Raw genomic sequence first — 11,048 nt, forward strand, 5'->3', positions numbered from 1 at the left:
AACATGGCAGAGCTGTCGGACGTGCGCTTCCTGACCGTCGCGGAGGTGGCCGACATCATGCGCGTGTCGAAGATGACGGTGTATCGGCTCGTGCACTCGGGCGAGCTCCCCGCGGTGCGCTTCGGGCGCAGCTACCGTGTTCCCGAGGGGGCCGTGACCGAGGCGTTGCAGCGGCCGATCGCCGACGTCGGCTAGACTGTTCCGAGGGCATTTTCGTGGTGCCCGTTCCCGGACGGTCTCCAGGCTCGTCCAGACCCCTGACATAGTGAGGTTTTCCGTGGGTTCTGTCATCAAGAAGCGCCGCAAGCGCATGGCGAAGAAGAAGCACCGCAAGCTGCTTCGCAAGACTCGCCACCAGCGCCGCAACAAGAAGTAACGCGGCACCGACACCGAGCGCCTGTCCCCGGAATCAGATCCGGGACGGGCGCTTCGTGTTTCCGTCCGATGATGGGCAGGATGGAGGGGTGACGACCCTCACGATCATCTCGAAGCCCCACTGCCACCTGTGCGACGTCGCGCGGGAGATCGTCGACGGGGTCCTCGCGGACCTCCCCGACGACACCGTCGACGTCGAGGAGTTCTCCATCCTCGACGATCCCGCCCTGTTCGCCGCCTGGCGGGAGAAGATCCCCGTCGTGCTCATCGACGGGAAGCTGCACGCCCACTGGAGGCTCGACGCCGCCCGCCTGCGCACGGCGCTGACCGATCCCGCCCCCACCCGCTCGCCCGAGGAGAACGCATGACCATCCGCCATATCGTCGCCTGGAAGCTCGGCAGCGAGGACGCCGTCGAACGCGCGGCGCACGCGCAGCGGATCACGGATGACCTCCTGGCGCTCCGCGGCGTCGTCCCGTCGATCATCGAGCTCTCGGTCGGTCCGGACGTCGTCGGCGGCGGCAACTGGGACCTCGCGCTCGTCGCGGACTTCGCCGACGCGGCCGCGCTCGACGCCTACCAGACCCATCCCGCCCACCAGGCCGTGGTCGGCTTCGTCCGGTCCGTCGTGGTCGACCGGGTCGCGGTGGACTTCGAGATCTGATCCCGGACGCGAGACGTGAGTCGGGGGCGGAGCGCCCGGCTCAGCCCCGGGGGCGGACGGCGACCGCGACGGGCGCGAGGGCGATCCGCACGCGCTGCGCGTACTGGAGCCGCTCGTCGGCGCCGTGCTGCAGCCGCACGAGGGTGCCGTCGTCGGCGCGCAGCAGCGACCGCCGGAAGCTGCCGAGGAACGTGCTCTCCTCCACCTGCCCGAGGACGCCGTCGGCATCCGTGCCCTCGACGGCGACCAGGCGGATGTTCTCGGGACGCACGAGCGCCTCGACGGGCCCCGTCGCCGGCGCGCCCTCGATCGGCAGGTCCGTGCCCCACACCCGGACGCTCTCGCCGGCGGCGACGCCCGGGAGGGCGCTGGAGAGCCCCACGAAGGCGGCCACGCCGGGGGTGCGCGGGCGGAGGTAGAGGTCCTCCGGGGTCCCGATCTGCTCGATGCGACCGCGGTCCATGACGGCGATCCGATCGGAGACGGCGAGGGCCTCCTCCTGGTCGTGGGTCACGAAGACCGTCGTGATCCCGAGCCGCAGCTGGAGGCGGCGGATCTCGTCGCGCAGCTGCACGCGCACCTTCGCGTCGAGAGCGGAGAGGGGCTCGTCGAGGAGCAGCACGCGCGGCTCGGTGACGAGGGCGCGCGCCAGAGCGACCCGCTGCTGCTGGCCGCCGGAGAGCTGGTGCGGATAGCGGTCCGCGAGGTGGTCCAGCCCCACGAGGGCGAGCGCGTCGAGCGCACGGGCCTCCGCCGGACGTCGCGCCGTCCCGCGGCGCCGCAGGCCGAAGGCGGTGTTGTCGACGATCCGCAGGTGCGGGAACAGCGAGTAGGACTGGAACACCATGCCGATGTCGCGCCGGTGCGTCGGCACGCGCGAGACATCGGTGCCCCCGAGGAGCACAGTGCCGCCGTCGGCGGACTCGAGCCCGGCCAGCACGCGCAGGGCGGTCGTCTTGCCGCAGCCGGAGGGCCCGAGCAGCGACACGAACTCGCCGGGCGCGATGTCCAGGTCGACGCCGTGGAGGACCTGCGTGGCGCCGAAGCTCTTCTCGATCGTACGCAGCTGGACGCGGGTGCCCTCTCCCGCTCCGGTGAGGAGGAGGTTGTCGGCGGTGCGGGGGAGGGGATCGATCGTCATGGACGGGCCTTTCGGGTGCCGCGGGCGAGGCGGCCGATGAGCAGGAGCAGCGCGAAGCAGAAGAGCAGGGCGAGCAGCGTGAAGATGGCGGGGAGGTAGGCGTCCTGCTTCTGCACGACGACCATCGCGGTCTGGAAGACCTGCCGGTTCAGGAGGGACGCGATCGTGAACTCGCCGAGGACGACCGCCACCGAGATGAGCGAGGCCGCGAGCAGGCCCTGCCGGAGGTTCGGCGCCAGTACCCGGATCGCGATCGCGGTCCAGCCCGCCCCGAGCGTGCGCGCCGCCTCGGCGAGGGTGCGCAGATCGGTCGCCTCGATCGACGCCTGGATCGAGCGGTACGCGAACGGCAGCACCGTGATCCCGTATGCGAAGGCGAGGGTCCACGTGCCGGTGCCCACCGCGCGCCCGATCTGGAGGTAGATGGGGGCGAGTCCCACGACGAGGACGATCGCGGGGATCGAGATCGGCAGCAGCACGGCGAACTCGAACACCCGGCGCAGCCGCGGGAACCTCAGGTGCACGAGCACCATCGTGGGGGCCAGCAGCAGGAGCACGATCGCGACCGTGACCACGCACAGGACGAGCGAGTTGCCGAGGCCCGTCCAGATGGGCCTCGCGGTGGCCGCGACGGCGGGGGAGAACAGACCCGCCCACCGCTCGAACGACAGGGACCCGTCCGGCATCCGCAGCGTGTAGAGGAGGGTCGAGACCAGCGGGATCGCGAAGAAGGCCCCGACGATCACGCCGATGAGGATGCGGGTGGGGCGCCCCGGCCCGAAACGGGTCATGCCTGCCACCGCGCCGCGCGGCGCTGGACCGCCGAGTAGGCGACCATCACGATCCCGACCACGACGATCATCCCGAGCGCGAGCGCTCCCGCCAGGTTCTCCCGGCCGAGCATGGTCTCGCTCGTGAGCGCCGTGCGGATCTGCAGCGGGACGATCTGCGATCCCTGGCTCGCGAGCGCGGCCGCGGTCGCGTACGAGGAGAACGCGTTGGCGAACAGCAGCAGCAGGCTCGCGAGGAACGAGGGGGCGAGCACGGGGATGCCGATCCGCAGCCAGAAGCTGCGCGGCGAGCCGCCGAGGGTCAGGTTCGCCTCGGCCCACTGGGGCTTGAGCGCCGTCAGGGCGGGCATGAAGGTGATGACCATGAGGGGGATCTGGAAGTAGATGTACGGCAGGACGAGGCCCGGCAGCTCGTAGAGCCACGTGCCGTTGGGGAAGATGTCGATGCCGAACGTGTCCTTGAGCAGGAGCGTGACGACGCCCTGGATGCCGATGGTCGCGATGAACGCGAAGGCCAGCATCACGCCGCCGAACTGGGCGAGCACGCCGGAGGCGGCGTCCACCGTCGAGCGGACGATGCCGTCGGCCGGAAGACCGAGCAGGGCGTAGCAGACGAGGGCGCCGGCGACGGCGCCGATCACGGCGGTGAGGACCGACAGCCCGGCCGAGTTCGCGAACGTCGTCAGCACGAGGGGATCACCGAGAGCCGTGAGGTTCTGCCATGTGAAGGAGCCGTCGCGCGTGACGAAGCCGGAGCCGACCGCGAGGACGGTCGGCAGGGCCAGGAACAGCAGCACGTAGGCGGCGAACGGAACGAGACCGAGCCAGGCGACGGAGGCACGGCGCCGCACCGGCGACACGCGGGGGGCGGGGGCGGATGCCGTGGCATCCACCCCCGCCGGAGACGCGACGGTCACTGGACCGCCGTCGCCCACTTCTCGCCGAGGAGCGTGCCGGCGGCGGTGGACTGCTTCTCGGTCGGGACGACCGTGTCGGCCGGTGCCTCCGGGAGCTTGGCGGCGAGCGCGGCGTCGATCGTGCCGGCGTCCGTCATCGCCTCCATGCGGACGGGACGGGCGCCGCCCTTGAGCCACAGGTTCTGGACCTCGTCGCTGTAGAGGAACTCCTGCCACAGGCGGGCCGCCGCGGGGTGCGGGGCGTTCTTGTTGATCGCCTGGTTGTAGTAGCCGGCGTAGCCGGTGCCGTCGAAGACGACGACCTTCCAGTTGGGGTTGTCCTTCTGGTGCGCCGCGTTCAGGTAGTCCCAGTCGAAGACGACCGGGGTCTCGCCGCTCGCGACGGTCGCTGTCGTCACGTCGACCTTGAGGAGGTTCCCGGCCTTCTGGAGCTTCCCGAAGAAGTCGATGCCGGGCTGGAAGTCGTCGAGGGTGCCGCCGGACTGGACGGTCGCCATGCCGACCGCCGCGAAGGCGGCGCCGGCCTGGGTCGGGTCGCCGTTGATGGCGACCGCGCCCTTGTAGGCGGGCGTCAGGAGGTCGTCCAGCGTCTTCGGCGCCGGGAACTTCGACGAGTCGTAGCCGATCGACATGTACCCGCCGTAGTCGCCCACGAACAGGCCCGTGGGCTCCTTCAGGGCGTCGGGGATGTCGGACCACGTCTGCACCTGGTACGGGGCGAACTCGGCGGTGTTCTTGAGCGCGACCGCGAGGCCGAGGTCGAAGACGTCGGGCGCGGTGTCGAGGCCCTCGTTGGTCTTCGCCGCCTGGATCTCCTCGGCGCTCGAGACATCCGGGGACTGCTCGTTGACGGTGATCTCGGGGTAGCGCTGGGCGAACAGATCCAGGATCTCGCCGTAGTTCGCCCAGTCGCGGGGGAGCGCGATGACGTTCAGCTGGCCTTCGGCCTTGGCGGCGGTCTCGAGGTCGGCGAGGGTGCCGACATCGCTCAGGCTCGTCGCGGTGGCCGCGCTCGCCGTGCCGCTCTGGCCGGCCTCCGCGGTGCCGCTGCACGCGGCGAGGGCGAGGGCGGCGACGGTCGCCAGGATGGTCGCGCCGACGGCGCGACGCGGGAACATGCGGGTCATGCTGGTCCTCTCGGGTCATCCTCGGGGCGCGCGCTGACGCGCCGGACGAGGGGGATGAGAGGGACGGTACGGACAGCGGATGACGCGCAGGCGGTACCCCGGTGAACGGCGTGCGACGCGCGCGTGACCGGCCGCGCCGCGATGGCTCAGGCGCGCAGGCGGGATCGCAGTGCGTCGAGCTCGGCGTCCGAGAGGCCGCCCGAGCGCAGGTATCCGGCGGCGCCGCCGAAGCGGTCGTCGACCCAGGCGAGGGCGGTGCGCATGGCCTCGGGCGGGGTCCCCGTGACGAGGGTGCGAAGCGCCGGGGTGATCGGCATCCCGAGCACTGCGATCATCTGCAGCATGCCGTCGGCCCACGCGCCGGCGAGGTTCTCCTCGGAGGCGGCGTAGTCGGCGATCACGGCCTCGCGGTCGGCGCCGACGGCATCCAGCAGCAGCGCCGTCGCGACGCCGGTGCGATCCTTGCCGGCGGTGCAGTGCACCAGCACGGCGGTCGGCTCGTCGTCGTGGGACGCCGCGACGAGGCGGGCGACCTCGGCGAAGGAGGTCGCGCCGTGCTCCAGCATGCCGAGGTACAGGGCTTCCAGCGTCGGAAGCGCGGCGGTCGCCTGCGCGATCAGGGTGGGATCGGCCGCGCCGCCGGCCGCCAGGAACCGCTCGGCCAGCTGGGCCATCGCGCCCTCGAGGATCGACAGCTCCACGACGTGCAGCGGTCGCGCATCCGGCAGGAGGTCCGGGGCCATCCGGCGCTCGTCGGGCGTGCGGAAATCCACGATCGTCCCGATGTCGGTCGCCGCGAGGGCGTCACGGCCGGTGGGCGTGATCGCGCTGAGGGCGTCGGAACGGTAGAGCACGCCATGCCGGGTCGCGCCGCCGCCGGTGAGCGGCAGGCCGCCCGTGTCGCGGAAGTTGTGCAGTCCGTCGATCTCCCCGTGCGTCATGGCGTCCCCCCAGAGGTCAGGGCGCGAGGCGCGTCGGGCCGCGGAAGAGGAACGTGACCTCGCGGATCGAGTCCTGCCCGAGCATCAGCATCAGCACGCGCGCGAGGCCCATCCCGAAGCCGCCGTGCGGCGGGATCCCGTAGCGGAAGAAGTCGAGGTAGTGCTCGAGCCCCTCCAGAGACAGCCCCTTCTCGAGAGCCTGCGCCTCGAGCACGTCGATGCGGTGCTCGCGCTGAGCGCCGGTCGTGATCTCGGTGCCGCGGAAGAGCAGGTCGTAGCTCGCGGTGAGCCCCGTCTCCGCATTGCGCATGTGGTAAAACGGCCGGATCTCGGGGTGGTAGTCCGTGATGAAGACGAACTGGTGCCCGTAGGTCTCCTGCACGTGCGCGGAGATCTGGCGCTCGCCCTCGGGGTCGAGGTCGCCGTCGGTGCGCGGGATGTCGTAGCCCCGTGCCTTCACGATCTCGCGGGCCTCCGCCAGCGGGATGCGCGGGAAGGGCAGTGCGGGCACGACGACGTCGACGTCGAACAGTTCCTTGATCTCGGCGCCGTGCTTGTCGGCCACGGCCTGGAAGGCGAACGCGAGGAGCTCCTCCTGCATCCGGGCGACGTCCTCGTAGGAGTCGATCCACGACAGCTCCGCGTCGATCGAGGTGAACTCGGTCGCGTGACGGCTCGTGAAGCTGGGGTCGGCGCGGAACACGTCGCCGATCTCGAACACCTTGCCGAAGCCGGCCGCCTGCGCCATCTGCTTGAAGTGCTGCGGGCTCTGCGCGAGGTAGGCCGTCTGCTCGCCGAAGTACTCGAGGGCGAACAGCTCGGCGTTGCCCTCGGCGGGCGTCGACATGAGCTTGGGGGAGTGGATCTCGACGTAGTCGCGCTCGACCCAGTACGTGCGCATCGCGTGCTCGAGGGTCGTCTGGATGCGGAAGACCAGGTTGTTGCGGCGCTGACGCAGGTCGATGAAGCGCCAGTCCATGCGCTTGTCGAGGCCGCTGTCGGCGGCGATCGGGGTCTCGGGGAGGGCCGCAGCGGCGATCTCCAGCGTGCAGACCTTGATCTCGACGCCGCCGAGCTTCACGCGCTCGTCGTGCTTCAGCTCGCCCGTGACGGTGAGGAACGTGCCGGTCGACAGCTCGGAGATGAGCGCCGTCAGGGCGAGGGCCGCGGCATCCTGCTCGGCGCCCTGTCCGTCGACGAGCGCGGGGTCGGGGCGGGTGGCCGGGTTGACCAGCTGCACGGCGCCGGTCTCGTCGCGCAGGATGACGAACTGCACCTTCTTCTGGTCGCGGACGGTCTCGACCCATCCGGACACCTGGACGGTGCCGTCTTCGCGGGACTGCAGCTGGCTGACGAGGGTGCGTTCACTCACGAGGGTCCAGTCTACGCGGAGGCACCGCCCCCGCTGCCGAGCCCCCGAGACTGCGCGAATGCACGCTTATCGGGCGGTTCAGGTCACATTCGGGCGGTCTCACGAGGCGGTGGGTGCGGTTGCGAGAGGGCGGGCGGGGAGCGGACGATGGAGGGGTGTCCGTATCCCACGCGCCGTCGTCCCGCGAGAGCGAGGTCGACGAGATCCCGCGCGCGACGTCCTCGCGCGCATCTCCGACCGCTGGACCCTCGCGGTCATGCGGGTTCTCCAGCTTCAGGGCCCGCTCCACTTCGGTCGGCTCGAACGGCAGCTGCCCGGGGTCTCGCGCAAGATGCTCACCCAGACCCTGCGCTCGATCGAGCGCGACGGGATGGTCTCGCGCACGGTGCATCCGGGGCGGGTCACCCACGTCGAGTACGCCCTCACCGCCCTGGGCCGGGGAGCCCTCGAGCCCATCGACGTGCTGTGCGCGTGGTCGAGGGACAACATGGCGGTCGTCGAGAGCGCCCGGGCGCGCTACGACGCCGCCGCGCACCTCGACGGGTGAGGTGCGCGGCGGCATAGGTCCGGATCAGCGGGTGGCGGGCAGCCGCCACTGCGCGGCGGCGGCGTCGATCAGGTCGTGCACGGTCTTCGGTGCGCGCCCGGTGAGCAGCTCCACGTCGCCGGAGAGGCGCGACATCACGCCGTCGCGGATGGCGGCCTCGTTGGTGACGATGTCCTCGCTGCACCACGGGTAGGGCGAGCGGGAGAAGTCGCCCGTCGCCGTGCGCGGGATGTGCAGCGAGTCGTAGTAGGCGTACAGGTCGTCCTCGGGCATCGAGTCGTAGACGAGCGGGATGCCGGAGCGCTCCGCGACGAGTGCGCAGATCTCGCCGACGCTGATGAGCTCCCGCCCCGTCACGTCGTAGCCGCGGTTGCGCTCGCCGCGGCCGAGGATGAGCGCCGCCGCGACCGCGGCGCAGTCGTCCTTGGCCACGAGGGTCGCCTGCGTGTCGCCGGCGCAGGTACGCCAGCGCCCCTCGTCGAGGGCGATCTGGCCGAACGCATACAGGTAGTTCTCGAGGTAGAGGTTGTCGCGGAAGACGTTCCAGGTCAGGCCCGACGCGCGGATGTACTCCTCGGTGGCGTGGTGGTCGACCGTCACGACCTGGGTCGTCTCCTCGGCATCCGCACCGAGGAAGGAGGAGTAGACGATGCGGTCGACGCCGACCTTCGCGAAGGCGTCGACGGCGTTGCGGTGCTGCTGCTGGCGCACCTCGCCGACGATCATGCCGGACACGATGAATCCGACGTCGGCTCCGTCGAACGCGCGGACCAGGCCCTCCGGGTCGGCGTAGTCGGCCGTGCGCATCGTGACTCCCCGCGCCGTCCACCGCTCGACCCGCTCGGGGGCGATGCGCTCGGGCACCGGCGAGGTGAGGATCACCTGGTCGCCGTCGTCCTCGCGCAGGACGTTCTCGATGATCTTTCCCGACAGTTGGCCGTCGGCGCCGGTGATGACGTACATGGTTCTCTCCGTGAGGGACGGTCGGCGGGCCGACCGGGTCGCCGACCTGGCGTCCGATTCCACGCTAGACAGCGTGGTCTGACCACACGAGAGGGCACTTTCCGGTGCCCGGGCACCGGACGGTGACCGGTCCGGGACCTCCCGTGCGGGGCATCCGCGCCGCCCCGCCCCGGACCGGCGGCGGGGCCCGCCGTCCGGCATCCGTCCAGGTTCCCGTCACCTGCCGCCCGTAGCGTCGAGGGCATGACGACCCCGGACGGCTCCTGGCTCACCGCTCTCGTCGACGGCGTGGTCGGCCTCATGCACCTCATCGGAGCGCCCGGCGCGGGCCTCGCGATCGCGCTGGAGAACCTCTTCCCGCCGCTGCCGAGCGAGGCCATCCTGCCGATGGCCGGTCTCGCGGCCGCACGCGGCTCGTTCACCCTCGCCGAGGCGCTTCTGTGGACCACGGCGGGCTCCGTCGTCGGCGCCTTCGCGCTCTACGGGCTCGGCGCGTGGCTCGGTCTGCCGCGCCTTCGCGCCCTCGCCCGGCGCATGCCGCTCCTGCACGTCGAGGACGTCGACCGCACCGTCGCCTGGTTCGCCCGGCACGGCGGCAAGGCGGTGTTCTTCGGCCGGATGCTCCCCATCTTCCGCAGTCTCATCTCGATCCCGGCGGGGGTGACCCGGATGCCGCTGTGGCGCTTCGGCCTGCTGACGCTGGCGGGCTCGTTCGTCTGGAACGCCGTGTTCGTGCTGTCCGGCTTCTTCCTCGGTGAGCAGTGGCACATCGTCGAGGAGTACGCGGGCGTTCTGCAGTACGTCGTGATTGCGGCGGTCGCGGCGGCGCTCGTCTGGTTCACCGCGGCACGCGTGCGCCAGCTGCGCGGACGCCGCGCCGACACCGACGTCGCCTGAGCCTCCCAGCCCGTCCACAGACCCCGCCCCCGTAGACTTGGCGGGTGCCCGCCGATCGCCTCCACCTCGTGCGCCACGGGGAGGTCCACAACCCCGACCGCGTGCTGTACGGGCGGCTGCCGGCGTTCCGCCTGAGCGACGCCGGGCGCGAGATGGCGCAGGCCGCCGCCGATCACCTGCGCGCGTCGGGCCGGCCCGTCACGGCACTGCATGCCTCCCCGCTGCAGCGCACCCGCGAGTCCGCGGAGCCCTTCCGCGCCGCGTTCGGGCTCGATCCCGTGATCGACGAGCGCGTCATCGAGCCGACCAACGTCTTCGAAGGCAAACGGATGAAGCGCGCCGTGCTCAACCCGGCGAACTGGCGGTACCTGACCGATCCCGACATCCCGAGCTGGGGCGAGCCCTACCTCGAGGTGGTCGAACGGATGGATGCGGCGATGCGCGACGCGTGGGACGCCGTGCCCTCGGGCGACGTCGTGATCGTGTCGCACCAGCTGCCGATCTGGATCACCCACCTCGCGGTGGCCGGCGAACGCCTCCGGCACGATCCGCGCCGGCGCCGATGCGCCCTCTCGAGCATCACCAGCTTCGAGCGGCGGGGCACGGCCTGGCGCGAGGTCGGCTACGTCGAGCCGGCGTCGACCGCCCACGGCATCGATGTGGGGGCGGTATGACCGGGCTCTCCTCGCGGGCGCCCGGCCGACTCGGCCGCGCGCTCGCCGCATCCCTCGCCGCCGGCGCGCTCGTCCTCGGCCTCGCGGCGTGCACGAGCGCGAACGACGACCTCATCGACTCGTACCAGCAGGGCAGCAACAAGGGCTTCATCTCCGGCGACGGACGCGTGCAGGAGATCCCCGCGGCCGAGCGCGGCGACGCCGTGGCCTTCACCGGAACCGCGGTGGACGGCTCCACCGTCGGCAGCGCCGACTATGCCGGCGAGGTGCTCGTCCTCAACTTCTGGTACGCGGGGTGCGGTCCGTGCCGCGCGGAGGCCCCCGTCCTGGAGGGGACGTCGCAGGCGACGGCCGACCTCGGGGCGCACTTCCTCGGGGTGAACATCTACGACGGACCCGAGCAGGCGACGGCGTTCGAGCAGACGTACGGGATCACGTACCCTTCGCTGCTCGCCAAGGAGGACGCCGAGCTGCGCCTCGCCTTCGCCGCGTGGACCCCGCTGCAGTCGGTGCCCATCACGCTCGTGCTCGACCGCGAGGGGCGTGTCGCGGCGCGCTTCATCGGCCAGGTCGACAGCGAGTCGAACCTGCGCACCGTCGTCACCAGCGTCGCGGCGGAGGCCTCGTGAGCGCGGCGCG

The 11,048-nt window shown here is 71.5% G+C and carries 15 protein-coding genes; 8 read left to right on the plus strand and 7 right to left on the minus strand.

Features of this window, described 5'->3' with window-relative positions:
* Positions 1 to 3: 3 nt before the first annotated feature.
* The 4 genes from WFI00_RS09040 (at position 4) to WFI00_RS09055 (ending at position 1,039) form a co-directional block, all read left to right on the plus strand.
* Entirely contained in the window at positions 4 to 195 is a 192-nt protein-coding gene (locus tag WFI00_RS09040) for a helix-turn-helix domain-containing protein (RefSeq protein ID WP_336632915.1), read from the plus strand.
* Positions 196 to 277: 82 nt separating this feature from the next.
* On the plus strand, positions 278 to 376 hold the full coding sequence (locus WFI00_RS09045; RefSeq protein WP_003792170.1) for a 30S ribosomal protein bS22: 99 nt from the start codon (positions 278 to 280) through the stop codon (positions 374 to 376).
* Positions 377 to 464: 88 nt separating this feature from the next.
* Complete coding sequence (locus WFI00_RS09050) at positions 465 to 743, plus strand: glutaredoxin family protein (RefSeq protein WP_336632914.1); 279 nt, start codon at positions 465 to 467, stop codon at positions 741 to 743.
* Positions 740 to 1,039 (plus strand): Dabb family protein, encoded by a 300-nt coding sequence (locus WFI00_RS09055; protein WP_336632913.1) that lies wholly within the window; start codon positions 740 to 742, stop codon positions 1,037 to 1,039. The genes WFI00_RS09050 and WFI00_RS09055 overlap by 4 nt, the downstream gene beginning before the upstream one ends.
* A 40-nt stretch (positions 1,040 to 1,079) precedes the next feature.
* On the opposite strand, the gene WFI00_RS09060 is transcribed toward WFI00_RS09055, so the two are convergent.
* From WFI00_RS09060 to aspS, 6 genes are all read right to left on the minus strand, one after another.
* Complete coding sequence (locus WFI00_RS09060) at positions 1,080 to 2,180, minus strand: ABC transporter ATP-binding protein (protein WP_336632912.1); 1,101 nt, start codon at positions 2,178 to 2,180, stop codon at positions 1,080 to 1,082.
* Entirely contained in the window at positions 2,177 to 2,971 is a 795-nt protein-coding gene (locus WFI00_RS09065) for an ABC transporter permease (protein ID WP_336632911.1), read from the minus strand. The genes WFI00_RS09060 and WFI00_RS09065 overlap by 4 nt, the downstream gene beginning before the upstream one ends.
* Positions 2,968 to 3,888: an ABC transporter permease gene (locus WFI00_RS09070; RefSeq protein ID WP_336632910.1), complete on the minus strand. Its 921-nt coding sequence runs from the start codon at positions 3,886 to 3,888 to the stop codon at positions 2,968 to 2,970. Before WFI00_RS09070 ends, WFI00_RS09065 begins: the two co-directional genes overlap by 4 nt.
* On the minus strand, positions 3,885 to 5,015 hold the full coding sequence (locus WFI00_RS09075; protein ID WP_336632909.1) for an ABC transporter substrate-binding protein: 1,131 nt from the start codon (positions 5,013 to 5,015) through the stop codon (positions 3,885 to 3,887). The genes WFI00_RS09070 and WFI00_RS09075 overlap by 4 nt, the downstream gene beginning before the upstream one ends.
* Before the next feature lie 146 nt (positions 5,016 to 5,161).
* A complete protein-coding gene (locus WFI00_RS09080) occupies positions 5,162 to 5,956 on the minus strand; it encodes a tyrosine-protein phosphatase (protein ID WP_336632908.1) in 795 nt (264 codons plus the stop codon).
* Positions 5,957 to 5,972: 16 nt separating this feature from the next.
* On the minus strand, positions 5,973 to 7,328 hold the full coding sequence (gene aspS, locus WFI00_RS09085) for an aspartate--tRNA(Asn) ligase (protein ID WP_336632907.1): 1,356 nt from the start codon (positions 7,326 to 7,328) through the stop codon (positions 5,973 to 5,975).
* Between the two features lie 58 nt (positions 7,329 to 7,386).
* On the opposite strand from aspS, the gene WFI00_RS09090 reads away from it, so the two are divergent.
* Complete coding sequence (locus tag WFI00_RS09090) at positions 7,387 to 7,875, plus strand: winged helix-turn-helix transcriptional regulator (protein ID WP_336642281.1); 489 nt, start codon at positions 7,387 to 7,389, stop codon at positions 7,873 to 7,875.
* A gap of 24 nt (positions 7,876 to 7,899) precedes the next feature.
* Here the strand turns inward: WFI00_RS09090 and WFI00_RS09095 are convergent, their stop codons facing one another.
* Positions 7,900 to 8,838, minus strand: a complete 939-nt coding sequence (locus WFI00_RS09095) for an NmrA family NAD(P)-binding protein (protein WP_336632905.1) — start codon at positions 8,836 to 8,838, stop codon at positions 7,900 to 7,902.
* 243 nt (positions 8,839 to 9,081) lie between these two features.
* Between WFI00_RS09095 and WFI00_RS09100 the strand changes: the two genes are divergently transcribed.
* The 3 genes from WFI00_RS09100 to WFI00_RS09110 are packed head-to-tail and all read left to right on the plus strand — an operon-like array spanning position 9,082 to position 11,038.
* Positions 9,082 to 9,735: a DedA family protein gene (locus WFI00_RS09100; RefSeq protein WP_336632904.1), complete on the plus strand. Its 654-nt coding sequence runs from the start codon at positions 9,082 to 9,084 to the stop codon at positions 9,733 to 9,735.
* 44 nt (positions 9,736 to 9,779) lie between these two features.
* Positions 9,780 to 10,409, plus strand: a complete 630-nt coding sequence (locus WFI00_RS09105; protein ID WP_336632903.1) for a histidine phosphatase family protein — start codon at positions 9,780 to 9,782, stop codon at positions 10,407 to 10,409.
* Positions 10,406 to 11,038, plus strand: a complete 633-nt coding sequence (locus WFI00_RS09110) for a TlpA family protein disulfide reductase (protein WP_336632902.1) — start codon at positions 10,406 to 10,408, stop codon at positions 11,036 to 11,038. Before WFI00_RS09105 ends, WFI00_RS09110 begins: the two co-directional genes overlap by 4 nt.
* Positions 11,039 to 11,048 lie beyond the last annotated feature (10 nt).

The organism is Microbacterium sp. MMO-56, assembly GCF_037146215.1.
GTDB lineage: Bacteria > Actinomycetota > Actinomycetes > Actinomycetales > Microbacteriaceae > Microbacterium.

Bases quoted from the DNA above. Each gene is read 5' to 3' on its own strand.
- WFI00_RS09095 (WP_336632905.1), bottom strand. From the start codon at position 8,838: ATGTACGTCATCACCGGCGCCGACGGCCAACTGTCGGGAAAGATCATC.
- WFI00_RS09065 (WP_336632911.1), bottom strand. From the start codon at position 2,971: ATGACCCGTTTCGGGCCGGGGCGCCCCACCCGCATCCTCATCGGCGTG.
- WFI00_RS09060 (WP_336632912.1), bottom strand. From the start codon at position 2,180: ATGACGATCGATCCCCTCCCCCGCACCGCCGACAACCTCCTCCTCACC.
- WFI00_RS09080 (WP_336632908.1), bottom strand. From the start codon at position 5,956: ATGACGCACGGGGAGATCGACGGACTGCACAACTTCCGCGACACGGGC.
- WFI00_RS09100 (WP_336632904.1), top strand. From the start codon at position 9,082: ATGACGACCCCGGACGGCTCCTGGCTCACCGCTCTCGTCGACGGCGTG.
- WFI00_RS09055 (WP_336632913.1), top strand. From the start codon at position 740: ATGACCATCCGCCATATCGTCGCCTGGAAGCTCGGCAGCGAGGACGCC.
- WFI00_RS09075 (WP_336632909.1), bottom strand. From the start codon at position 5,015: ATGACCCGCATGTTCCCGCGTCGCGCCGTCGGCGCGACCATCCTGGCG.
- WFI00_RS09040 (WP_336632915.1), top strand. From the start codon at position 4: ATGGCAGAGCTGTCGGACGTGCGCTTCCTGACCGTCGCGGAGGTGGCC.
- WFI00_RS09090 (WP_336642281.1), top strand. From the start codon at position 7,387: ATGCACGCTTATCGGGCGGTTCAGGTCACATTCGGGCGGTCTCACGAG.
- WFI00_RS09110 (WP_336632902.1), top strand. From the start codon at position 10,406: ATGACCGGGCTCTCCTCGCGGGCGCCCGGCCGACTCGGCCGCGCGCTC.